22 protein-coding genes and 3 tRNA genes are annotated in these 23,004 nt (G+C 67.2%); 19 read left to right on the plus strand and 6 right to left on the minus strand.

Features of this window, described 5'->3' with window-relative positions:
* Window positions 1-29: 29 nt before the first annotated feature.
* Window positions 30-2,423: an ATP-binding cassette domain-containing protein gene (locus NG701_RS13570; protein WP_252568291.1), complete on the plus strand. Its 2,394-nt coding sequence runs from the start codon at window positions 30-32 to the stop codon at window positions 2,421-2,423.
* Window positions 2,424-2,538: 115 nt separating this feature from the next.
* Window positions 2,539-3,171: a copper resistance CopC family protein gene (locus NG701_RS13575; protein WP_252568294.1), complete on the plus strand. Its 633-nt coding sequence runs from the start codon at window positions 2,539-2,541 to the stop codon at window positions 3,169-3,171.
* On the opposite strand, the gene NG701_RS13580 is transcribed toward NG701_RS13575, so the two are convergent.
* Complete coding sequence (locus tag NG701_RS13580; RefSeq protein ID WP_056348832.1) at window positions 3,168-3,800, minus strand: NAD(P)/FAD-dependent oxidoreductase; 633 nt, start codon at window positions 3,798-3,800, stop codon at window positions 3,168-3,170. The two genes, NG701_RS13575 and NG701_RS13580, sit on opposite strands and share 4 nt — an antisense overlap.
* Before the next feature lie 418 nt (window positions 3,801-4,218).
* Between NG701_RS13580 and NG701_RS13585 the strand changes: the two genes are divergently transcribed.
* The 5 genes from NG701_RS13585 (at window position 4,219) to NG701_RS13605 (ending at window position 11,458) form a co-directional block, all read left to right on the plus strand.
* Complete coding sequence (locus NG701_RS13585; RefSeq protein ID WP_104063147.1) at window positions 4,219-5,256, plus strand: universal stress protein; 1,038 nt, start codon at window positions 4,219-4,221, stop codon at window positions 5,254-5,256.
* A gap of 24 nt (window positions 5,257-5,280) precedes the next feature.
* Window positions 5,281-8,013 carry a PEP/pyruvate-binding domain-containing protein gene (locus tag NG701_RS13590; protein WP_252568297.1) on the plus strand — a complete coding sequence of 911 codons (2,733 nt, stop codon included), beginning with the start codon at window positions 5,281-5,283 and terminating at the stop codon, window positions 8,011-8,013.
* Between the two features lie 100 nt (window positions 8,014-8,113).
* Window positions 8,114-9,508, plus strand: coding sequence for a LolA family protein (locus tag NG701_RS13595; protein WP_252568299.1), 1,395 nt, complete (start codon window positions 8,114-8,116; stop codon window positions 9,506-9,508).
* A gap of 74 nt (window positions 9,509-9,582) precedes the next feature.
* Window positions 9,583-10,539 (plus strand): ABC transporter ATP-binding protein, encoded by a 957-nt coding sequence (locus NG701_RS13600; RefSeq protein WP_252568368.1) that lies wholly within the window; start codon window positions 9,583-9,585, stop codon window positions 10,537-10,539.
* An 85-nt stretch (window positions 10,540-10,624) separates the two neighbouring features.
* Window positions 10,625-11,458, plus strand: coding sequence for an ABC transporter permease (locus NG701_RS13605; RefSeq protein ID WP_252568301.1), 834 nt, complete (start codon window positions 10,625-10,627; stop codon window positions 11,456-11,458).
* Window positions 11,459-11,564: 106 nt separating this feature from the next.
* Here the strand turns inward: NG701_RS13605 and NG701_RS13610 are convergent, their stop codons facing one another.
* The 3 genes from NG701_RS13610 to NG701_RS13620 all read right to left on the minus strand — a co-directional run bounded on the left by NG701_RS13610 (window position 11,565) and on the right by NG701_RS13620 (window position 14,841).
* A complete protein-coding gene (locus tag NG701_RS13610; protein ID WP_252568304.1) occupies window positions 11,565-12,956 on the minus strand; it encodes a C40 family peptidase in 1,392 nt (463 codons plus the stop codon).
* Between the two features lie 525 nt (window positions 12,957-13,481).
* Window positions 13,482-14,402, minus strand: coding sequence for a cation diffusion facilitator family transporter (locus NG701_RS13615; RefSeq protein ID WP_252568306.1), 921 nt, complete (start codon window positions 14,400-14,402; stop codon window positions 13,482-13,484).
* 10 nt (window positions 14,403-14,412) lie between these two features.
* Window positions 14,413-14,841: a metallopeptidase family protein gene (locus tag NG701_RS13620; protein ID WP_056348808.1), complete on the minus strand. Its 429-nt coding sequence runs from the start codon at window positions 14,839-14,841 to the stop codon at window positions 14,413-14,415.
* 72 nt (window positions 14,842-14,913) lie between these two features.
* On the opposite strand from NG701_RS13620, the gene NG701_RS13625 reads away from it, so the two are divergent.
* Entirely contained in the window at window positions 14,914-15,534 is a 621-nt protein-coding gene (locus tag NG701_RS13625) for a class I SAM-dependent methyltransferase (RefSeq protein ID WP_252568309.1), read from the plus strand.
* Window positions 15,535-15,551: 17 nt separating this feature from the next.
* Here the strand turns inward: NG701_RS13625 and NG701_RS13630 are convergent, their stop codons facing one another.
* On the minus strand, window positions 15,552-16,496 hold the full coding sequence (locus NG701_RS13630; RefSeq protein ID WP_252568311.1) for a DMT family transporter: 945 nt from the start codon (window positions 16,494-16,496) through the stop codon (window positions 15,552-15,554).
* A 53-nt stretch (window positions 16,497-16,549) separates the two neighbouring features.
* Entirely contained in the window at window positions 16,550-17,599 is a 1,050-nt protein-coding gene (locus tag NG701_RS13635) for a PHP domain-containing protein (RefSeq protein ID WP_252568313.1), read from the minus strand.
* A gap of 166 nt (window positions 17,600-17,765) precedes the next feature.
* Between NG701_RS13635 and NG701_RS13640 the strand changes: the two genes are divergently transcribed.
* The 11 genes from NG701_RS13640 to NG701_RS13690 all read left to right on the plus strand — a co-directional run bounded on the left by NG701_RS13640 (window position 17,766) and on the right by NG701_RS13690 (window position 22,917).
* A tRNA-Glu gene (locus NG701_RS13640) sits at window positions 17,766-17,838 on the plus strand.
* A 91-nt stretch (window positions 17,839-17,929) separates the two neighbouring features.
* Window positions 17,930-18,003 (plus strand) — tRNA-Asp (locus NG701_RS13645).
* Window positions 18,004-18,051: 48 nt separating this feature from the next.
* A tRNA-Phe gene (locus NG701_RS13650) sits at window positions 18,052-18,127 on the plus strand.
* 78 nt (window positions 18,128-18,205) lie between these two features.
* Window positions 18,206-18,415: a hypothetical protein gene (locus NG701_RS13655; protein WP_252568315.1), complete on the plus strand. Its 210-nt coding sequence runs from the start codon at window positions 18,206-18,208 to the stop codon at window positions 18,413-18,415.
* Between the two features lie 185 nt (window positions 18,416-18,600).
* Entirely contained in the window at window positions 18,601-19,077 is a 477-nt protein-coding gene (locus NG701_RS13660) for an Asp23/Gls24 family envelope stress response protein (RefSeq protein WP_252568319.1), read from the plus strand.
* Entirely contained in the window at window positions 19,074-19,265 is a 192-nt protein-coding gene (locus tag NG701_RS13665) for a hypothetical protein (RefSeq protein WP_111907359.1), read from the plus strand. The genes NG701_RS13660 and NG701_RS13665 overlap by 4 nt, the downstream gene beginning before the upstream one ends.
* A complete protein-coding gene (locus NG701_RS13670) occupies window positions 19,262-19,642 on the plus strand; it encodes a hypothetical protein (protein ID WP_252568321.1) in 381 nt (126 codons plus the stop codon). Before NG701_RS13665 ends, NG701_RS13670 begins: the two co-directional genes overlap by 4 nt.
* Before the next feature lie 74 nt (window positions 19,643-19,716).
* The gene (locus NG701_RS13675) at window positions 19,717-20,286 is read left to right on the plus strand and encodes a DUF6286 domain-containing protein (RefSeq protein WP_252568369.1); all 570 of its coding nucleotides are present in this window, start codon (window positions 19,717-19,719) and stop codon (window positions 20,284-20,286) included.
* On the plus strand, window positions 20,283-20,894 hold the full coding sequence (locus NG701_RS13680; protein ID WP_252568323.1) for a hypothetical protein: 612 nt from the start codon (window positions 20,283-20,285) through the stop codon (window positions 20,892-20,894). The genes NG701_RS13675 and NG701_RS13680 overlap by 4 nt, the downstream gene beginning before the upstream one ends.
* Before the next feature lie 211 nt (window positions 20,895-21,105).
* A complete protein-coding gene (locus NG701_RS13685) occupies window positions 21,106-21,264 on the plus strand; it encodes a hypothetical protein (protein WP_156380383.1) in 159 nt (52 codons plus the stop codon).
* Window positions 21,265-21,576: 312 nt separating this feature from the next.
* Complete coding sequence (locus NG701_RS13690) at window positions 21,577-22,917, plus strand: ABC transporter substrate-binding protein (RefSeq protein ID WP_252568325.1); 1,341 nt, start codon at window positions 21,577-21,579, stop codon at window positions 22,915-22,917.
* The last annotated feature ends 87 nt before the right edge of the window (window positions 22,918-23,004 follow it).

A 23,004-nucleotide genomic window follows, 5' to 3' on the forward strand; every position in this document is an offset into this window, starting at 1 on the left:
TCACAATGCCGAGCAATGTTGGAGACACCATGACTACTGACACGTCGACAGTCCGGCAGCTCCCCGCGACCCACGTTGCCGACAGCCACGATCTGATCAGTGTGCAGGGCGCCCGGGAGAACAATCTCAAGGACATCAGCATCGAGATCCCCAAGCGGCGCCTGACGGTGTTCACCGGGGTGTCCGGATCGGGCAAGAGCTCACTGGTGTTCGCGACGATCGCCGCGGAGTCCCAGCGCATGATCAACGAGACCTACAGCGCCTTTGTGCAGGGGTTCATGCCTAACCTGGCGCGGCCCGACGTGGACCACCTCGACGGGCTGACCACGGCGATCATCGTTGACCAGGAGCGGATGGGCGCGAACCCTCGCTCCACGGTGGGCACTGCCACGGACGCCAACGCCATGCTCCGGATCCTCTTCAGCCGGCTGGGCACGCCGTACGTCGGGCCGCCCACGGCATTCTCCTTCAACGTCCCGACGCGGAAGGCCAGCGGTGTGATGAGCACCGAGAAGGCCGGCGGCCGGGTGGAGAAGGCCGTGGTGCAGAACGTTGTCTACCTGGGCGGCATGTGTGCGCGCTGCGAGGGCATGGGCTCGGTCTCCGACTTCGACCTCACGGCTTTGTACGACGACAGCAAGTCGCTCGGCGACGGTGCACTGACCGTCCCCGGCTACAGCATGGACGGCTGGTACGGCCGGCTGTTCGAGGGCATGGGACTCCCGATGGACAAGCCGATTGCCACGTTCACGAAGAAGCAGCTTGAGACGATGCTGTACTCCGAGCCCACCAAGATCAAGGTTGAGGGCATCAACCTCACGTTCGAGGGCATCATCCCGAAGATCCAGAAGTCCATGCTGTCCAAGGACGTCGAGGCGATGCAGCCACACGTGCGGCGCTTCGTGGAGAGCGCCATCACTTTCCAGGCCTGCCCCGAGTGCGAGGGCACGCGGCTCAGCCCCGAGGCCAGGTCCTCAAGGATCCAGGGCAAGAACATCGCCGACCTCTGCGAGATGCAGATCAGCGACCTGGCCGAGTGGGTCCGCGAATTCGACGAGCCGTCGGTTGCGCCGCTCCTCAAAGGCCTGCGGCACCTCCTTGACTCGTTCGCCGAGATCGGGCTGGGTTACCTCTCCCTCGACCGCACGGCCGGCACCCTCTCCGGAGGAGAGGCCCAGCGCACCAAGATGATCCGGCACCTGGGGTCGTCCCTCACGGACGTCACCTACGTCTTCGACGAACCCACCATCGGCCTGCACCCGCACGACATCGAGCGGATGAACCAGTTGCTGCTTCAGCTGCGGGACAAGGGCAACACCGTGCTCGTCGTCGAGCACAAGCCCGAGACCATCGCCATCGCCGACCACGTGGTCGATCTCGGTCCCGGCGCCGGCACCGCGGGTGGCAACGTTTGCTTCGAGGGCAGCGTGGAGGGGCTGCGGGGGAGCGACACCATCACCGGCCGCCACCTCGATGACCGGGCCAAGGTCAGGGAATCAGTCCGCAAACCGTCCGGGGTCCTCGAGGTGCGTGGCGCCTCCACGCACAACCTCCAGGACGTGGACGTGGACGTTCCGCTCGGCGTGCTCTGCGTGGTAACGGGTGTGGCCGGTTCCGGCAAAAGCTCGCTGATCCACGGTTCCGTGGCAGGACGTGACGGCGTTGTGGTGATCGACCAGGGCGCCATCAAGGGCTCCCGCCGCAGCAACCCCGCCACCTACACGGGCCTGCTCGAGCCGATCCGCAAGGCGTTCGCGAAGGCCAACGGCGTGAAGCCGGCGCTGTTCAGCTCCAACTCCGAAGGTGCCTGCCCCACCTGCAACGGCGCGGGCGTCATCTTCACCGAGCTCGGCGTGATGGCCACCGTCGAGTCCACGTGCGAGGACTGCGAGGGCCGGCGGTTCCAGGCGTCAGTGCTGGAATACACGCTGGGCGGCCGCAACATCTCCGAAGTGCTGGCCATGTCCATGACAGAGGCCGAAGTGTTCTTCAGCGAAGGGGAGGCCCGCACGCCCGCCGCCCACAAGATCCTGGACCGGCTCGTCGACGTCGGGCTCGGCTACCTGACCCTCGGCCAGCCGCTCACCACGCTGTCCGGCGGCGAGCGGCAGCGCGTCAAGCTGGCCACGCAGATGGCGGAGAAGGGCGACGTCTACGTCCTGGACGAACCGACCACTGGCCTCCACCTCGCCGACGTCGAAAACCTCCTCGGCCTCCTTGACCGGCTTGTCGAGTCCGGCAAATCGGTCATCGTGATCGAGCACCACCAGGCGGTCATGGCGCACGCCGACTGGATCATCGACCTCGGCCCGGGAGCAGGGCACGACGGCGGCAAGGTCGTTTTCGAGGGGACTCCCGCCGAGCTCGTGGCCGCCAAGTCCACGCTCACCGGCAAGCACCTCGCGGCGTACGTCGCCGGCTGAACGCCGGCGGCTGAATGCCAGTGCCCGGGCTGTGTGCGCGGCCGCTGCCCGGGCAGCTCGCCTACGGAAGTTCGCCTACGCTGGAAGGACGCCAACCCAAGGGAGCAGTACACCTATGCGATCCATCCGCCGCCAGTTGCTGAGTGTTGTGCTCGGGACCTTCGTTTTCGTAGCCGCGGTCCTGGGATTCGCGGCTCCGGCCTCGGCACACGATGCCGCCGAGTCCAGCAGCCCCGCGCAGGGCGCCACGGTGGCCACGGCCCCGGAGCAGGTGTCCGTCACGTTCAACAAGAACCCGTTGGGCATCGGCGCACAGTTCTCCGTCAAGGATTCCGCCGGGGCTGAGTGGGCGGACGGCGCTGTTCAGATCGTGGACAGCACTGCCACCCAAAAGCTCAAGGCCGGCGCTCCGGCGGGGGCGTACACGGTGGCCTGGCGGGTGGTCAGCTCGGATTCCCACCCGATCGAGGGGACGTTCGGCTTCACGGCGACCGCCGCGGCGGCGGGAGCCGCGCCCCCGGGAACATCGTCGGCGGGAGCATCGCCGTCGGCCGCCATTCCCACGATGGGAACCGCGCAGCCGGGAACCGTGGCGTCTCCGGCCCCGGCAGAAAGCGCGTCCGAACCGTTCCCCTGGAGCCTGGTGATCTTTGCCGCAGTGGCCGTCGGGCTGCTGGTGGCCATCGGTATCCTCGCGAAGCGCCGCCTCACTGCGGGCAGCGACATCGACGAAACCGAACAGGCTTAGACGGCGGCGGCGCTTTCCGGGTGGACCGTGGCCTGGACCGTGGCTGAAATGGCTTGGCCCACGGTCTTCGCCTGACGCAGGACTTCCTTGGGTGAGGGCGTGATGAGCTCGCCCACTCCCACGAGGTAGATGCCGATCTGCCGCATGGCTGCCACTAGGTTGCGGCCAACCGTGATGCCGAAGTCGCTGAGCATGCGCCGCAACTGGCTGTGCGCGCACCGGGTCAGCACAATGTTGTCAGCCAGCAGGATTCCGTTAGGCGTATGGACTTCCCACTTGCCGGACGGGGAGCCCGCGGCTGTTCCCGCAGTATTTCCGCCTGGTGCGCCGCCCACCATGGTCAGCTGAACCGCCCGGGTGGTGTTGCGGACATCCATGTGGTGGCTGGCGGCGTAGTTGCGCAGGTGGCGGAGGATCTCGTTGCGCTCCCGGAGAGAGTCGGAGTCTGCTGCGTCGCAGCGCTGCAGTGAAGCGGTGTTGGCCGGTTGTCCGGCGCCGAGGATGTCGAGCCCGTCCACCACAATGGCGTCCACGCCGCGGCGGCGCAGTTCTGCGCCAACAGCCAGGCCTGAGAGCCCCGTGCCGATGATCACCGTGGTGGTCCGTTCGGTCCCGCCATTCACAGGCATGCTTGACACTACAGTTTTCCTCCTTCAAAGGCTTTCGGATGCAGGCAGCGTTGCCCCGCATGCGTTCCGTTACCCCCAAAGTCCGGCCGCAGCACCGGCCCGGGACGCACCTGAATTGGGCGTCGGCGGACCGGCAGTGCCTCGAAGACTACAGAACATTCAGGGCCGTGGATAGCCCAAACACAAACATTCTTCTTATCGTTGAATACGGTTGCCACTCCGTTTGCCATGGGCTGTGGATAACCCGCCATCCAGCGGTCCGCAGCCGCTTGCTAAGTGTCTGCGGACCGAGAATAGTGAGAAGCGGAAGCAGGGTTCTCCAGCCCGTCGGGGCCCACATCGCGGCCGGTGCGGGCGGAGGGCGCCGCTTCTGGCAGAATAGCCGCAACATAAGGCAGTATCGCGAGGAGGCGGCCCGATGGGCGCACAAGAGATGCATCCGGATCCGGAACAGGACCGGGCCGGAAATTCGGCTGCTCCGGTGGGAATTGTTGTGGGGGTGGATGGTTCCGACCACGGCCAGTGCGCTTTGGTGTGGGCTGCCCGGGAAGCCGAGCGCCGCCGTCGGCCGTTGCATATTGTCACCGCGTATTCAGTGCCGATCTTTGCGGCGTCCGGGCTGGACGGCGGGTACGCCACCGTGGATGATTCCGTGATCCGCGAGGGCGCTGAAGCAATCGTCAAGCAGGCGCTGGACAAGGTTTCCGGCTACAACATCGAAGTTGACGGCTCCGTGGAGAACGGCGACGCTTCAGGCGTGCTCCTGGAAATGTCCGAGACAGCGGATCTGCTGGTGTTCGGCACCCGCGGCCGCGGCGGATTTGTGGGACGCCTGCTGGGCTCGGTGAGCAGCGCCCTGCCGGCACACGCCAAGTGCCCCACGGTCACGGTGCCGCTGGTGTGTTCGGACCGGCTGGGCGAAACCACCGAAGACAAGCGCATCAGGGCCGAGCAGGCCAAGCCGGGGCACAAGCAGGTCGAGAACGTTGTGGTGGTGGGCGTGGACGGGTCCGAACAGGCACGGATCGCCGTGCTGGAGGCTGCGGACCAGGCTGAACGGCTCGGGGCAACCCTGCGTGTGATCTGTGCGGTGCCGCAGTTCAGCGGCTCCCTGGCCTGGGTTCCGGCCCCCATGGACCGCAAAGCCCTCTTCGATGACATCCGGGTCCAACTTAACGCCGGGATGGCCTGGCTCAAAAGTCACTACCCCAACCTTTCCGTGGAGTCGGAACTGCTGGACGGTTCGGCCGTGGATGTTCTCGTTGAGGCCAGCCGGCACGTAGAACTCGTTGTTGTGGGCACCCGGGGCCGTGGCGGGTTCACCGGCATGCTCCTGGGCTCCACGTCCGGCGGCGTGCTCCACCACGCCAAGAGCCCGGTCCTGGTGGTTCCGGACCGCGACGATCCGCGGCTGGCGGACCGGGCGCAGTTCGGACCGATCCCCGGCGCAGCCTGACCAATCACCTTCGCAGCAGGAGGCATGAAAATGCCTGACACCGGCAGTTCGTCTCCCATCCTCGGATTGGAGGCGGTCACCGCAGCAATGGTTCCCCTGGTGGGTGGCAAAGCGGCCAACCTGGGGGAGCTGCTCGCCGCTGGGCTGCCCGTGCCTGACGGATTCTGCCTCACCACGGAGGCCTACCGCGAGGCGGCCGCAGATGCGCATCGAAGCGGCGGTCCACTCGCCGAGGTCCACGCGGCGCTGAACGCAACGCCCGACGGCGACCTCCCCGCCCTGGCTGCGCTGGCGTACCGGGCCCGGGGTATTATCCAAAACGCCCCGGTCCCCACCGAGGTGGCCGCCGCCGTCGAACAGGCCTATGCAGCCCTGGGGGACAACGTTTCGGTGGCCGTCCGGTCCTCAGCCACTGCGGAGGACCTTCCGTCGGCGAGTTTCGCCGGCCAGCAGGACACTTATCTGAATGTGGTGGGCGCTGCCGCCGTCGTGGAAGCCGTGCGCAACTGTTGGGCCTCGCTCTGGACGGACCGGGCGGTCAGCTACCGGGCAAGCAGGGGGATAGACCCGGCCGCGGTGGCTCTCGCCGTGGTGGTCCAGCGGATGGTGGATGCCACCGCCGCCGGCGTGCTTTTCACCGCCAACCCGCTGACGGGCCGCCGGAAGCAGGCCCTGATCGATGCCAGCCCGGGCCTGGGGGAAGCGGTGGTGTCCGGGGCCGTGAATCCGGACCATTTCGTCGTGGACCCACTCACCGGACGGGTCCTGGAACGCCGGCTTGGGGACAAACGCATCGCGGTCCGGCCCATCCCCGGCGGCGGCACCCGGACGCTGGCCATGAGCAACGGCGGGGCAGCGGCCTGCCTGACGGACAAGCAGGCCGCCGAACTGGCCGCCCTGGGCCACCGAGTGGAGGGGCATTTTGGCTCGCCGCAGGACATTGAATGGGCCATCGCCGGCGACGGCCGCCTCTGGCTGACCCAGTCGAGGCCCATCACCACGCTGTTCCCCGTCCCGCAGCGTGCCGCCGCCGGAAGCACTTCCGGCGGGGAAGGCACCCGCGTCTACCTTTGCTTCAGCCTGGCGCAGGGCCTGACCAGGCCCATCACCCCCATGGGCCTGGCAGCCTTCCGCCTCATCGCTTCCTCGGTGGCCCGCGCGGCGAAATTCGATGTGCCCGAGCCACGCAAGGGTCCGTCCCCGTACGCAGCGGCGGGCCAGCGGATCTACCTCGACCTGACCGCAGTAGCCCGCAGCACCACCGGCCGGCGTATCGTTCCCCGGGTCTTCGACGTGATGGAAGCCCGCTCGGCCACGGTGCTGCGCCGGGTTTTCGAGGACCCACGGTTTTCGGTGACGCGCAGGACGCCACTGGGCATGCTGCGGCACGTGGTCCCGGCGGCGGTGCATGCCCGGGTGCCGGAGACGCTGCTCCGGGCCGTCTTCCGCCCGGACGCGGCCCTCCGCCGGACCAACCGGCGGGCGCGCGAGTTCGCCGGCTCCCTCGAACCGCCCGCCGGCCTCACCCCGCTGCAGCGCCTGGACCACGCTGAACACGTACTCGGCACGCGCATCTTCTCGGTGGTGCCGTCCATCCTGCCGCTCCCGGCGCTCGGGTTTGCTGCGCTGGCGCTCGCCGGAAAGCTGCTGGGCGGCGGCCGGTGGGATGACCTGCAGGTTGTGCTCCGCGGGCTGCCCAACAACGTCACCACGGAGATGGACCTGGAGCTGTGGCGGCTCGCCCAGGTGATTAAGAACGACGGCGGTTCCCGCGCCGCCGTGACGGACCGGAAACCCGCCGAGCTGGCCGAAGACTTCCGCGCGGGCCGGCTGCCCGCGGTGCTGCAGTCCGGGCTGGCGCGGTTTATGGGCCAGTACGGTCACCGGGCGGTGGCCGAGATCGATGTCGGTATGCCGCGCTGGTCTGATGATCCCACCCATATCCTGGGTGTCCTGGCCAACTATCTCCGGCTTGAGGGTTCCGCGCTGGCGCCGGATGTCCAGTTCAGCAACGCCGCCGAGGAAGCGGACGCCTGCGTTGACCGCCTCGTCGCAGAGGCGCGGAGCCGCGGCCGGCTGCGCGGAACGGTGGTCCGGGCCGCGCTGCGTCGGGCCAGGCTGTTCGCCGGACTGCGCGAGCTGCCCAAGTACCAGCTGGTGGTGGGCCTCGCCGAAGTGCGGAAGCAACTGGCCTTGGCCGGCGCGGCGCTGGCTGCGGCAGGGGTGGTAGCCGACGCGGATGACGTCTTCTTCCTGGACCTGGATGAAGCCCGGTCCGGCCTCGATTCGGGAGCAGCTGACCTCCGGGACCTGGTGGCGCAGCGGCGCGCGGACTACGCCGTGGAACTTGAACGGCGCCACATACCCCGGGTGCTGCTGTCGGACGGCACGGAGCCGGAAGCCATTCCATCCGGCGACGCTGTGACGGCATCCAAGGTGCCGGGGGCACTGAGCGGGAGTCCGGCGTCGGCCGGTGTTGTCACAGCGGCCGCCCGCGTGATCCTCGACCCGGTAGGCGCGCATCTGGAACCGGGAGAAATCCTGGTGGCGCCGTCCACGGACCCCGGCTGGACGCCGTTGTTCCTCACCGCGGGCGGACTCGTGATGGAGATGGGCGGACCAAATTCGCACGGGGCCGTGGTGGCGCGGGAGTACGGCATCCCGGCGGTGGTGGGCGTCCCCGACGCCACGCTCGGGCTCTTCACCGGGCAGAAAATAGCGGTCGACGGCGGCGCCGGAACCGTGGTGCCGTCGTAGCCGGAGCGCCCCTCGGCATGACTTCCAGAAGGGGACGTGTGCGGCGGCGGTCCCCAGGCGTAACCTGAAGTATGGGCTCCAAGGATGAAGCGGGGCTGGCATGAAGCGCGCATGGCTGCGCTGGGTGCCTGCCGCAGCTGTACCTGCAGTGATCGCCGCCGGTTTGCTGGTGGGATCCATTCCGGCGCGGGCCGGCGATCCGCTGCCACAAAAGTCTCCGGCTGAGGTCCTGACCCTCCTGGGCCAGCACAACACCAAGTCATTCTCCGGAACAGTCCAGCAGTCCGCCGAGCTGGGCCTGCCCGAACTGCCGACCGCCGTTCCCAGCTCCGGACCGGTGTCGGCCGGCGGGGCCGCGTCGGTCCTGGAGTTCCTGACCGGTGAGCACACCGCCCGGATCTTTATGGACGGGCCAACCAAGATGCGGGTCCAAGTGATGGACCGGCTCGCTGAACGTGACGTCATCCGGCGCGACAACGACGTGTGGTTCTACAACTCCAAGGACAACACCGCCGCCCACCTGGCCCTGCCGGCGTTCGCCAGCGACCTGCCGCTGCCTGTGCCCGGAGTTCCCGCCCTGCCTGAACCTCCCGCACCGCCCGGCGACCTGCCGGGCCGGGACTTGCCCGGTCCGGACCTTCCGAAGCCCGACCTGCCCTTGCCCATCCTGCCCGGCGAGAACCTGCCCGGCCCGCCCGTAATGCCGACGCCCGAGGATCTGGCCCGGAAGTTCCTCGCCGTCGTGGACAACTCCACCGAGGTGACGGTGGGCCCGGACGTCGAAGTCGCCGGCCGGTCCGCTTACAGCCTGGCACTGGCGCCAAGGACGCAGGGAACACTGCTGGAGAAGGTTGTCATCGCCGTCGACGGCGAGACAGGAATGCCGCTGCGCGTAACTGTGATGGCACGCGGCCAGGCGGAACCGGCCTTTGAGGCCGGCTTCACCAGCCTGTCCCTGGCGGCCCCGGACGACTCCGTGTTTACTTTTGTTGCCCCGCCGGGCGCCACGGTCAAGGAGCTGCCAGTGCCGCCGGTCCCGTCTATGCCCGGCATGCCAGCCCTCCCGCCCAGTCCTGGTGGGATTACGCCCGGCGTGGTTCCAGACCGCGGCCCGGACCAGCCCACCGCGCCGGACCAGGTTCCTCAGGACGCGGTTCCGCTGGACCAGCCCACCGCCCCGCCGGAGCAGCTCCCCGCCCCGGACAAGGTTCCCGGCAGCGACGCCAGCCTGCGGCACCGCGACGCACCCAGGCCAACCGTGACAGGCAAGGGCTGGGAAGCCGTGATCGGGTTCCCCGCGGCGCCCGACGGGCAAGGGGCTGCCTGGACTGAATCCTTGCTGAAGGATCCGCTCCTGTCCCAGGCCGCCGTCGGCGTTCCCGGCGGACGGCTCCTGTCCACGGCACTGGTCAACATCCTGCTGACCGACGACGGCAGGATCTTTGTGGGGATGGTCCCGGCGGAGCGGCTGCAGGCCGCCGCCGGCGCGGCGTGACCGCGGCCGGGGGGACGGCTGCCGCCGGGATAGCCGCCGCCCGGACCACTTCCGCAGGGAATGGGACAGCCGGGCTGACCATCGAGACCCAAGGCCTGACCAAGCGTTTCGGCCACCAGCTGGCGGTCGACAACGTGGACCTCGCAGTTCCCCACGGCGCCGTGTTCGGGTTCCTGGGCCCCAACGGGTCGGGCAAAACCACCACCATCAGGATGCTGCTGGGCCTTGCCGCGGCGTCGGCCGGAACCGTCAGCGTCCTGGGCCTGCAGATGCCGCAGCGGCTGCATGAGGTCCTGCCGCGCGTCGGTGCGCTGGTGGAGGGGCCGGCGTTTTATCCGTTCCTTTCCGGCACCGCCAACCTGCACCGCCTGGATGCCGCCAGCCGGCATGCGGCGCCCGCTACCAGGGCCGCCCGCGTTGCTGCCGCGCTTGAGCGCGTGGGCCTCTCACACGCCGCCGGCAAGCGGGTCCACGCCTACTCCCTGGGCATGAAGCAGCGGCTGGGGATCGCCAACGCGCTGCTGTCGCCGCGGGAACTGCTGGTGCTCGATGAGCCCACCAACGGGCTGGACCCGCAGGGAACGCGGGAAGTGCGGAGCCTGGTCCGGTCGCTGGCCGCCGACGGCGCCACCGTCTTCGTCTCCAGCCACCTCCTGGCAGAAGTGGAACAGATCTGCACGCACGCGGCCATCATGAGCGCCGGGCGGCTGGTGGCCCAGGGGCCGCTGGCGGAGCTCCGCCAGGCCGGCGAAACCCGGATCCGCCTGTTAACGCCCGACGCCGGGACGGCCAGTGAGGTCCTGCTGCGGTTGGGCATGTCCCCGGAAAGAAGCCCTGAGGCCGGAACACCTGAACCGGACGGGGACGTGCTGACCGCCGTCGCGGCTGCGTCCCGGCTGGAGGCCCCGGAGGACATTGTGGCGGAGCTCGTGTCGGCCGGGGTGCGCGTGCGGGGCTTTTCCGTTGAGCGGGAGAGCCTGGAGGAGCGCTTTGTGGCGCTGACGGGGGAGGGGTTCGACATTGCCCAATAGTGCTTCCGACGCCAGTAGTTTTCCTTCAGCCAGCAGCGTTCCTGATGCCCGCAGTGGTTCCGAAACCGGCAGTGGTTCCGGGCCCATGAGCGCTCCAGGTGCGCCGTCGAGCCTGTCCCTGCTGGCGTCTGAGCTGAAGACGCTGTTCCAGCGTCGCCGGACCGCGGCCATGCTGGTGGCCCTTGCCGCGATACCGGTGCTGATCGCCGTCGCCGTCCGGCTCTCGTCATCCGTTCCGCCCGGAAGGGGACCTGCCTTCTTGGACCGGATCAGCCAGAACGGGCTGTTTGTCGCGGTCACGGCGATGCTGGTGTCGGTGCCGCTGTTCCTGCCCCTGACCATTGGCGTCGTGGCGGGCGATACCATCGCCGGCGAGGCCAGCCTGGGCACGCTGCGGTACCTGTTGGTGGCGCCCGCCGGGCGCGTGCGCCTGCTGCTGGTGAAATACGCGGGAGCGCTGGCGTTCTGCCTGGCCGCCCCCGTCACGGTGGCCCTTGCCGGGGCGGCGATCGGAGCTTCGCTGTTCCCTGTTGGGCCGGTGACGCTCCTGTCCGGCGACGTCGTCCAGCCCCCTGAGGCCGCGCTGCGGCTGGTCCTGATTGCTGCCTACCTTGCGGTGTCCCTGGCCGGACTCTCGGCGATCGGCCTGTTCCTGTCCACCTTGACGGTGGTCCCGGTGGGCGCCATGGCTGCCACTGTGGTGCTGTCAGTCGTCTCGCAGGTCCTGGACCAATTGCCGCAGCTGGAATGGCTGCACCCTTGGCTGTTTACGCATTACTGGTTCGGCTTCGCGGACGTCCTGCGCCAACCGATGCTGTGGGACTCTTTTGCCAGCAACGCGCTGCTGCAGGCGGGCTACATCGCCGTCTTCGGGGCGCTCGCCTATGGCCGGTTCGTCACCAAGGACGTTCTGTCCTGAGCCTGGACGTTCTGCGCCTGGATGCCCTGCGCTTTCCTCCCTGGGACCTTTCCTCTCTGAGACCAGAGCGCTGCGCCTGGAATCCCGGGCCGGAGCCCTGGCCCGGTCAGTAGCGGGCTGCGTAAGGGTGGAGCTGCATCCCGGCCATCCAGCTCAACTGGGTCACGCCGATGCCCTCGTCCGGATTCAGCGCCTGCACCACCTGGCCGTTCCCCAGGTAGATCGCCACGTGATAGAAGCCCGGCGCTGAGCCCCAGACCAGCAGGTCTCCACGCCGCGCCTGGGAGATCGGCACGTGAACGGGAGCTGCCGCGTACTGCTGCGCAGCGGTGCGCGGCAGGTACTTGCCCGCGGCGGCGAACGCCGTTTGCACGAGGCCGGAGCAGTCAAAGCCGTTGGGGCCGGTCCCGCCGTACTGGTAGAAGTACGGCGCCCCCACCTTGGACATCGCCACGGAGATGGCAGTCTCGTTGGAACCGCCCGGCGATGGGGCTGGAGCCGGAGCTGGTGCAGGCGCGGGTGCCGGAGCCGGTGCAGGCGCGGGAGCTGGAGCTGGAGCGGGTGCAGGGGCGGGTGCTGGAGCCGGTGCTGGAACTGGAGCGGGAGCCGGCGCGGCCGGCAGGTTCCCGCCGGCGGCCGGTCCGGCGGCAGGCCGGTCTGCTGCTTGCGCCGCCGCAGCCCGATCAGCAGCCGCCGTCACCGCAGCGAGCCTGGCGTCCTCGCGCTGCCGGTCCAAGGCGTCAATGCGTGCCGATTCGAGGGCAACAGTGGTGTTCCGCAGCTGGGCGAGTTGATCCACGAGGATTGTCCGTTGCGCCGCGGCTTCGGCTACGGCCTTGGCCTGGGTGGCGTTGGCTTGTTCGGCCTCTTCCTTGCGGGCTTCGGCCTTCTGGGCGGCGTTATCGGAGGCCCGGTTGGCGTCGTCGGCGGCGGCCGTCAGGGACTGCGCCGCGGACGCTGCGGATGCGGCCGCTTCGAAGGCGCGGCTCCGGCTGGCCGAAATGGCTTGCAGCGTCGCGGCCTGATGCAGGGCTTCGGCGTTGCCGCTGACGAACGTGCCCAGCGTCGGGTTCAGCCCGCCGTTGCGGTAGAGGTCACCGGCGAGCTGGCCTACCTGCTTCCGGGTCCTGTCCTGCTCGTGCGTCGCAGCGGCGGCCTTGGCCGTGGCCGCTTCCGCCGTCATCCTGCGGTCCTGCAGTTCAACCAAGGCTTCGCCGTAGGCGTTGTTGGCCTGCAGCGACAAGGCAAACGTGGCTTGCTGGGCGCTGGTGGCGTCGGCCAGGAGGCGCTCGATGACGGCGACCTGATCCGCCGTCGCGCGTTCACTCGCCTTAGCCGTGGCAATGTCCCCCGGGGTGGGAAGTTCCGGCGACGCCGGGCGCTGGAGTGTTGGAGCCTGCGGTAGCGGCGCTGCCTGGGCGGGGAGGGTCAGGGTGCCGAAAAGTACGACGGCGGTGCACAGTACGGCGGCCTTCAGGCCGGATCCGGTCAAACCCATTCGCAGAACCTCGCACGCAGTAAGGCTGGGGGAGCGAGGTCTGGTGGCGGCACAAGGGGCCCCTCTGCTGATCTCCCAGCAGTCCGAGGCTACGTGAGCGTGTGCACTTTGGCAACACTGGTCACATCAATAACATAAACAACAAGAGTGCAATTCCGGCGCATCCCGACCCGCGTGTCGCGGAATCGGCTCCCGCTCCGCAGGACAGATCTCTCCCGGCCAAGTGGCTAGGGCTCCGCCGGGTATGCGTGGGCGGGGTCCAGTGGTGGGCGGCCGGAAGTCACCGCCGCTGTGTCTGGCTCAGCGGTTCCTCGCTGACGTCACGGGAGGCAGCCTTTTGCGTGCCCGGGCGTCTGCCGGCCGCGGATTTCCGGGGTTCGCGACTTCGCCGGTGGCCAAAAGCGTGCTCGGCGTGACGCAAGGGTGCCGCTGCCCCGGCCCGGAGTTTTCCACATAACGTGCACACGGGGGCCGCGCCGCCCACGCGGCTGCCACGCCGCCGTCGTCGTCCTGCTGGGAGTCCTGCTATGCGTGCTGGCGCGATTCGTGCTCTGAGTGGCTGGCGGGTTCCAGCTGGAAAGTGCAGTGCTCGGTGTCAAAGTGGGAGCCCAGGCAGGTGGTGAGCTTGTCCAGGAGCTGGTCGGCGCCGCGGGCATTAAGGACGCCGTCCTCCACCACCACGTGGGCCGAAAACACCGGCACGCCGGACGTGATGGTCCAGATGTGGATGTCATGGACGTCGACTACTCCTTCAACGCTGAGGATGTGTTCGCGGATCATCTGCACCTCCACGCCTTTCGGGGTTGCCTCCAGGAGGACGTCCACCACATCCCGCAGCAGGCTCCAGGCCCGAGGCAGGATCATCAGGGCGATGAGCACGGAGGCGATCGTATCGGCGGCCTGGTAGCCGGTGAACTTGATGACGAGGGCAGCAACGATGACAGCGACTGAGCCCAGCAGGTCACCCAGCACCTCAAGGTAGGCGCCCCGGACGTTCAGGCTGTCCTGGTGCGCGCCGCGCAGGATCAGCAGCGAAACGAGGTTGGCCACCGCGCCCAGGATAGCGGCGAAGAGCATGATGTCGGTGTGGACCTCGGGCGCCGAGCCGATCCGCCGGATGGCCTCGGTGAAGATGACCACCGAGATGACAATCAGGATCAGGGCGTTGGCCAGGGCGGCCAGGACCTCGGCACGCTGGTAGCCGTAGGTCCGCTGGTCACTCGCCGGGCGTCCGGCGATCCAGGCAGCCAGGAGCGCGATGGTCACGCCTGCCGCGTCGGAGAGCATGTGGCCAGCGTCCGCCAGCAGGGCCAATGATCCGGACAGTGCCGCGCCGATCACCTGGACCACCACCACCGCAAGGGTGATGGTCAGGACGGCGATGAGCCGTTTGCGGTGCCGTCCTGTTGCCGTGATCCCGTGTGTGTGGCTGTGGTCGTGTCCCATGCCTACAAGGCTAGTCCCAGCCGAGCTCGTGCAGCCGCCGGTCATCGATGCCGAAGTGGTGGGCGATCTCGTGGACCACCGTCACGGCCACTTCCTGGATCACCTCGTCGCGGGACCCGCAGATGTCCAGGATGGGTTGGCGGAAGATGGTGATCCGGTCCGGCAGCGAACCGGCGTCCCACCAGGAATCCCGCTCCGTCAAGGGAACACCCTCATAGAGGCCCAGCAGAACGGTGTCCGGGTCCTCGCCCGGGCCGGGCACGTAGTCGTCCTCGACAAACACCGCCACGTTGTCCATGGCGGCCGCAAGCTTGGCGGGGATCAGGCCCAGGGCATCCGTGACGGCGGCTTCGAAATCGTCAGCGGACATCTCAAACGGACCGGACTCTTGCGGGCCATCGGGGATGATGGGCAGGCCGGGCGGCAGGTTGACGGGCATAAGCAGACTCTAGTCCGCAGCCGGGTTGGCGCGCATACTGAATCCGATCCCTGACCGCCTGTGAGGAGCCGGATGTCCGTCCGCCATCGCGTTTTTGCCGCCATGTACGACACGTTGTCGGCCTCTGTAGAGCGCAGGGAGCTGTCTCCGCGCCGGGCGCGTCTGCTCTCCGCGCTGGCGGGAACAGTGGTGGACGTCGGCGCTGGCACCGGGGCCAACCTGCGGCACTTCCGCCATGCTGACCGCGTAATCCTTGTGGAACCGGATCCCTACATGCGGGCCAGATTGAGGGCACGTCTGGGGGAGTCGCCCGTTCCGGTGGAGGTTTCCGACGCTGATGCGGAGCACCTGCCCCTGCCGGACGGGACAGCTGACGCCGTCGTTTTCACCCTGGTGCTGTGCTCGGTGCCGGATCAGCGGCTTGCCCTGTTGGAGGCCCGCAGGGTGCTCAAACCCGGAGGTACCCTTGCGGTGCTGGAACATGTCCGCGGACAGGGCCGTGCGGCCCGCTGGCAGGACAGGCTGGACGGTCTGTGGGGCCGCTGCGTGGCGCCCGGGTGCCACCTCAACCGGAACACGGTGGCATCCATCGGCGAAGCCGGGTTCGAATTCACGGAAGTCAGCAGGTTGGAGGCTCCGGCTGTTGCCCTGGCCACGCCGATCATCGCGGGCACGGCAGTGAAGCGCTCCTGACGCTGAATGGACCGCTCCTACCGGGACCTGCGGCGCGTCAGGCCCACACCCACCAGGCAGACCACCCCGCCTACGAGGCCCAGCACGGCGGGGACTTCGCTGAGGACCAGCCAGGAGATCAGGATGGTGGTGCCCGGCACCAGGTAGGTGGTGGCCGCCAGTTTTCCGGCGTCAATCAGCGACAGCGCGTAGGCCCACGTGGTGAATGCAATGGCGGTGGGGAAGACGCCCAGATACACCAGGCCCAGTGTTGCCGGCAGCGGGGCGGACTGCAGTTCGGACACCAGCTGGCCGCTGAAGGGCAGGCAGCAGACCGCCCCCACCATGATGCCGAACCAGGTGGCCTGGCCCGCCGGGAACTTCCGCAACACCGGCTTCTGGATGATGACGCTGACGGCGGCGAGCACGGCGGCAAGGAGGCAGAGCAGCACGCCCGCCACATCCGCCGTCGAACGTTCCCCGGAACCTGAGCCGGATCCGAGCGCGATCAGCGCCACCCCGCCGAACGCCACCAGGCTCCCGATAATCAGCCAGCGCGGGAAGCCCTCCTTCAGGAAGAAACCGGCCATGATGGCAACGAGGATGGGGTTGACGTTGATCAGCAGCGCGGCGGTCCCGGCGTCCAGCAGGTGTTCCGCCGCGTTCAGGGCCACGTTGTAGCCGCCGAACCACATCACGCCGTACCCCAGGATGGGCCACCATTCGCGGCCTTGCGGCAGCCCTCTGCTCTTGGCCAGCTGCGGCAGCACCAGTGCACCGAGCACGACGGCGGCAACCGCCAGCCTGCCCAGGGTCAGGGATCCGGGGGAGAAGGTGGGGCCGATGGCCCGGATCCCCACGAACGCCGAAGCCCAGAGCACCACGGTGACCACCACGGCGGCGACGCCGAGCGCATTTGTTCGGCCAGGTGGTGGGCGAAGCGCCGTTGTTGTTGCTGCGCTGGGAGGGGTGCTTGAAGCCATGCTGCCAATCTATCCCCGGGGCGACGCCGGCAGCTGGCGGGAATCGGTCACGTCTAGTCGAGTTTCTGCCAATCCCGGGCCGACCACTCCAGCAGCTGCTCCAGGGGCCAGGTGGTCACAATGCGCTCCGCGGGAATGTTGTTATGCGCGGCGCGGGCAGCCCCGTACTGGAGGAAGTCGAGCTGGCCCGGAGCGTGGGCGTCGCTGTCGATCGAGAACAGGCAGCCGGCGTCGAGGGCCAGCTGGATCAGGTCATCCGGCGGGTCCTGCCGCTCGGGGCGGGAGTTGATTTCTACCGCCACGTTGGATTCCGCGCACGCCGCGAAGACCTCCCGGGCGTCGAAGTCCGATTGCGGCCGCGTGCCACGGGAGCCCTCCACCAGGCGTCCGGTGCAGTGGCCGAGCACGTTGGTCTGGGGGTTCTGGATGCCCTGGAGCATCCGCTGGGTCATCGTGTCGCGGTCCGCCCGAAGCTTGGAGTGGACGCTGGCCACCACAATATCCAGCCGTTCCAGCATGTCCGGCGACTGGTCCAGTTCGCCGGATTCCAGGATGTCCACCTCGATGCCGGTCAGGAGCCGGAATCCGTCCTTTTTGCCGTCAACTGCGGCGGCGGCGTTGACGGTAGCCACAACGTCGAGCTGTTCGGTCAGGCGCTCGGCGCTGAGCCCGTTGGCGATGGTCAGGTTCGGAGAGTGGTCTGTCAGGGCCAGGTACTCGCGGCCCAGCAGGCGCGCGGCGTCTGCCATGAGCTGGATGGGTGAGCCGCCGTCGGACCAATCGCTGTGACTGTGGAGGTCGCCGCGGAGTGCTGCGTGGAGCTCGGCCCCGCCGTCCGCCAGGGGCGCCGCGCTGCGCTGGCGAAGGCCCTCAAGGTACTCGGGCACCTCGCCGTCCACTGCCTGCCGGACCACCTGGTAGGTCCTGTCACCGATGCCCTTCATGCTCTTGAGCCTGCCGTCACGGGCCCGGGCCGTCACGTCGGAAGGGTCAAGCCCGGCGATGATCCCGGCCGCCTTCCGGAAAGCCTGGACCTTGAAGGCGGCAGCGCGTTCCCGTTCCAACCAGAAAGCAATTTCATTGAGCGCGGCGACGGCATCCATCTGTCCATCTTCGCCTGTATCGGCGGCTTCGGTCAGGTGTCTGGGAGCCGATTTTGAGTTATTCCCGCCGAGGCCCTATAGTTTTAGAGTCCAGTTCGGAGCAACTGCAAACGAAAGACTGAGAGCCTCGGCTCGAAGCCTTTTATTTTGTGCCGAACGGGTTCTGGCCCCCATCGTCTAGCGGCCTAGGACACCGCCCTTTCACGGCGGCGGCACGGGTTCGAATCCCGTTGGGGGTACGCAAGGAAGTGGTCTGGCAGGCTTAAAAGGTCTGGTAAGCTGGAAGCCTTGAAAAAAGCGGTAGCGATGCCGCGAAGCAAGAAAAATCAAGGCCCTGTAGCGCAGTTGGTTAGCGCGCCGCCCTGTCACGGCGGAGGTCGCGGGTTCAAGTCCCGTCAGGGTCGCTCTGATTGCCAGAAGAAATTCCGGCGGTCAAGGTGACATGTCACCTAGGCTCTGTAGCTCAGTTGGTAGAGCGTTCGACTGAAAATCGAAAGGTCACCGGATCGACGCCGGTCGGAGCCACCACTGGGAAGCATCAGTTCTTCGGAACTGGTGCTTTTCTTCTTTAACCCGGCAGCTGGTGGGGCCATCAGGATTCCGGGAATGCACCACGTTCTGGAACGCGTTTTGCGGTATTTGGCCAGCGACCACATGACCGATGCGTCACTGCGCAAGCGGTTTGGGCTGGGACCTGACAAGTCCTCGACTACCTCACAAATAATCAGCGCTGCCATCGAACAAGGACTCATCAAACAGGATGTGAGCTACGGCGTAGCGAAGAAGTACGCCCGATACATTCCCTCATGGGCCTAGCGATCGAATACGGCAAGTAGCCGCCAGCTCGCTCGTCGAGCGGCATGCGGACCCCGGGAAACATCAGTTCTTCCGAACTGGTGTTTTCTTCTTTAACCCCGCGCCATCGGCAACCCGGACCATCCATGCGGGCACCCCTGCGCACGCAGGAGATAGGGTTGGGAGCAATAGAAGGGGAGTGCCTGATGGAATACCAGAACCCACAACCCGATGCGGGCGTCGAGCGCCAGTTGGCTGCCAGCCACAATGCCGCCAGCCAGGCGCCCGTACCCGGGCATGGCCGCACCGTGATCGCTGAGACCGCCGTGGCAAAAGTTGCCGGCATCGCTGCCCGTGCCGTGCCCGGCGTCTATTCTTTGGGCTCGGCTCCGTCGCGTGCGCTGGGAGCCATCCGGGACGCCGTCGGCAGTTCGGACCACGCTGCCGGCGTCCGTGCCGAGGTCGGTGAGACGCAGGTGGCGGTGGACATCAGCCTGGTGGCCTCCTACGGCACACCCCTGCATTCCCTGGCCAATCAGGTCAGATCAGCCGTTTACCGCGCGGTCGAGGAACTCGTCGGCCTGCAGGTCATTGAAGTGAATGTCGAAATAACCGATGTCTACGTGGCGCCGCCGGTGAAGGCCGGAGCCCCTGCCGTCGCCGAGAGGGAGGCACTGCTGTGAATCTGACCGTTGTGGGCATCGCCATGGGCGCCTTCGTGGCGTTTATGTCCTTCCAGTTCGGGCTGTGGGGCTTCCTGGTCTCGCTCCTCTTTATGGCCATCGGCGCCCTCCTGGGCCGCGCTGCGGAAGGGAAACTGGACCTGCGCGGCGTCTTGGATGCCATCATCGGCCGGCGCTCCTCGTCATGACGTCAGTGGCACCTTCCGTCCCCGGGCAGGTCCTGAGCGGACACAACCGCATCAGCACGCAGGCCCTGACCAGCCTTGCCAGGACGGCGGCCGCGGAGGCCTTCGGTGTGGATCCCCACGATGTCCGGGCGGACTGGACGGACGACGACGGCCTGCTGGCTTTGTCGCTGGTGTCACCTATCAGGATCCCGCCGCTGGCCACCGTGCTCAGGGACGCAGGCCGGGTCGCCGCGTTCGGCGGATCCATTTGGGACCGGACGGTCGATGCTAAAGCCAGGATCCTTTCGACGGTCACGGCCCTCAGCGGCGCCCGTCTGAGCAGGGTAGATATCCGTATCAGCGGCGTTAAGCCGATCGAAGGAGGCAGGGTCCAGTGAGCGGCGGATCAGTTGACGGGGCCCTCGCCGATTCGAGGCACGCAAGCAGCGCCCGGGACCAGGCGCAACCTGACATGCGCAGGGTCGTCTACCGGGAAACCCATTCCACCCGGGCCGCGGTGGCCACAGTGGCAGCGGTCCTGGTGATGGGGCTGGCCGGCTACGGTCTTCTCGAATCGGCCGTGCACGCCATTGGACAGCCGGCTTGGCTGATCGAACCACAACTGGCGGCGGAGCGGATCGTTGCACTTCCGGCGGGTATCCCGCCGTTGCTGCTCGGTGCCAGCGGCGCCGTGGTAGCCATGGTGGGACTGTTTTTCCTGCTCAACGCCATCCTGCCGGGAAGACGCGCCCGGCACGTGCTGAACAGCACCGGAAGTTCGTCCGCCGTGGTGGTGGATGACGAGGTCATCGCCTCCGCCCTGGCACGCAGCGCACGGCTCGCCGCCAATGTCACCCCGGAACAGGTCATGGTGGTGGTGTCCCGGCGGCAGGTCATCGTCAACGTGCGCCCCACCTCAGGGGTTCCCGTGGCCGACGCGGCGGTGCTGGCCGCGGTCCAGAACGAACTCAGCGGGATGTCACTGGTCCCGTTGCCTGACGTCCGCGTCAACATTTCCACCGTAGGAGTGATTGGAGCATGACGGCCACACCCTCGCTCCTCAACAGGATCCTGCTGGGCATCCTCGGGCTCAAATTGCTCGTCGTGGGCGTCCTGCTCGTCCTGCTGGCCACCGTTCCACCCGTGGCAATCTGGTGGCATGCCTGGTCCGGATCGGCCTGGCGCAGCGTCAACCAGGCCTTCGACAACACCCGCTTCCCGGGACGTCCGGAAAGCTGGCTCTGGATTGTGATGGCGCTTGCCCTGGTGGTTCTGATCGGCCTGATGGTTGCCTGGATCGCGCAGCAGGGCAAAGGCCGGAGCAACCTGCTGGTGGCCGAGTACGATCCCGGGACAGTGGCCGGGGATGTGCGGATCAGCGGGGGAGTAGCCGAGCAGGCGTTGAAGCACGCCTTGGCTGAACGACCCGACCTGGCGGGTGCCACGGTGGCAACCTACGATGTCCAGGGCAGCCCGGCCTTGAAAATCCGGCTCCAGCCGCGCCAGGGCGTGGCGCCGCACCTCCTGGCGGCCGAGGTCTCTGCCCTGGTGGACGCCCTGGACCAGGTAGTGGGAAAGCAGACGCCGGTCCTGATCCACATCGGCGCCGGGGCCAGGACACGGTTCAGCCGGGCCGAACGCGTCCGTTAGCTGCTCTGAAGGGGACGACCCATAGGGCATGGATGCCCTCCGCGTCATGTCAAGGTGGCCAAGTGACCCGAAACGACCCTGTTGGTGAATGGTGCGCGCTTCCTGGCCGTAAGGTGATGCGGGGACAGCTGGTCATCCCTGCCCGGCGGTCCTCGCCTGGCGGAGGGTCTCACCGGCCGGCTGGAATGCCGGTCAACTAAAGGAGAACAACATGAGCGAAGAAGTAACCGGCACCGAAGCACCCAAACACGGAATCGAAGGCGCTGCTGAAAAGGCCAGGAAGTTCGCCGGCGAAGCCATTGACAACGTCAAGCAGTTCGTCAAGAGCCTCGGCGCCAGAATCGCGGGATTGTTCAAGGGCGGCAAGTAGGCCAAATCAGTGGGGCATGCCCCAAAAAGGCCTTATCGGGCGCCGCGCTCCCCAGGGAGCGCGGCGCCCATTCCTTTGTGCAGCCTGCGGGCATGAGAACACTGAGTCGAGGGCATCTTAGCGCCTCGAACGACAACGCTGCGGCGTCAAACGCCCGTGGACTGGGCCTAGATATCTTTTCGGACACAACCGCATGTAAACGCTTGCATTCCTTGCCGGAGCCTGATTAGTGTGTGATTCACACCACGTGAAGATGTCGGTCACCTTAGTCTCACCTGTTGAAGTTCTGTAACTCACCGAGGAGTCCTCAGCATGAAAAACCGCAAATACCTGCTTCCGGTTGCTGCCACCGGAATTCTGGCGCTGTCCCTGACGGCATGTAGTCCCGGCGGTGGCGGTGGCGGCACCACCACCGGCAGCGACTGCTCTCCCTACGAGAGCTACGGCAAGCACGACGGCAAGACCATCTCCGTCTACTCCACCATCGTCAACATCGAGGCAACCAACCTTGAGACCGCCTGGTCAACGTTTGAAGAGTGTACTGGCGCAACCATCAAGTACGAGGGCAGCAAGGAATTCGAGACCCAGATCGGTGTCCGGGCCAAGGCAGGAAACGCCCCGGACATTGCCATCTTCCCGCAGCCCGGGCTCATGACTGATCAGGCCAAGGCCGGCGGCCTGAAGCCTGCTCCACAGGCAGTCTCGGATTTGGTCGACAAGAACTGGTCCGCCGACTGGAAGAAGTACGGCACGGTGGACGGGGTCTTCTATGCGGCGCCGATGCTGGCGAACGTCAAGGGCTACGTCTGGTACGCCCCGAAGACGTTTAAAGATAAGGGGTGGGAAGTTCCCAAGACCTGGGACGAAATGCTGACCCTGTCCACGAAGATCGCTGACGACGGCGCCATGAAGCCGTGGTGTGCAGGGTTCGAATCCGGTGAAGCCACCGGCTGGCCCGGCACCGACTGGGTCGAGGACGCGGTCCTTCGCGCGCAGGGCCCCGAAGTCTATGACCAGTGGGTGAGCCATGAGATCCCCTTCAACGATCCCAAGATCGTGGATGCCATGAATAAGACCGGCGAGATCCTCCTGAACTCCGACTATGTCAACGGCGGCTTCGGCGATGTGCGCTCCATCCTGACCACAGGTTTCGCGCAGGCAGGGCAGCCCGTATTGGACGGCCAGTGCGCCATGCACCACCAGGCCAACTTCCAGGCCGCCAACTGGCCGGAAGGGACCGTCGTGGCTCCCGACGGCGACGTCTGGGCCTTCATGACGCCTCCCACTGACGCCAGCAAGGGCCAGGCAATCACCGGCGGCGGCGAGATGGTGGGCGCCTACAAGGACACCCCCGAGGTGCAGGCACTCCTGGCATACCTGGCCAGTGCCGATTTCGCCAACAACCGGGTCAAGCTGGGCGGCAGCGTCAGCGCAAACAAGGGCCTGGACCCGGCCAACGGCCAGACGGAACTCGACAAGCAGACCATTGCGCTGCTGCAGGATCCGAACACCGTGTTCCGCTTCGACGGCTCTGACCTGATGCCCGGCGCAGTGGGCTCCAACTCCTTCTGGAAGGGCATCGTTGCGTGGATCAACGGCACCCCTGCCCAGCAGGTTGCCGACAGCATCGAAAGCAGCTGGCCGAAGGGCTGACCTCCTTCGCACCGCGCCCTTGGGACCACAAGTCCCAAGGGCGCGGCGTCGATCCCGAACGAACTGATCCACGCACACCACGGAGGT

This window comes from Pseudarthrobacter cellobiosi (assembly GCF_023913815.1).
GTDB classification, from domain to species: domain Bacteria; phylum Actinomycetota; class Actinomycetes; order Actinomycetales; family Micrococcaceae; genus Arthrobacter; species Arthrobacter cellobiosi.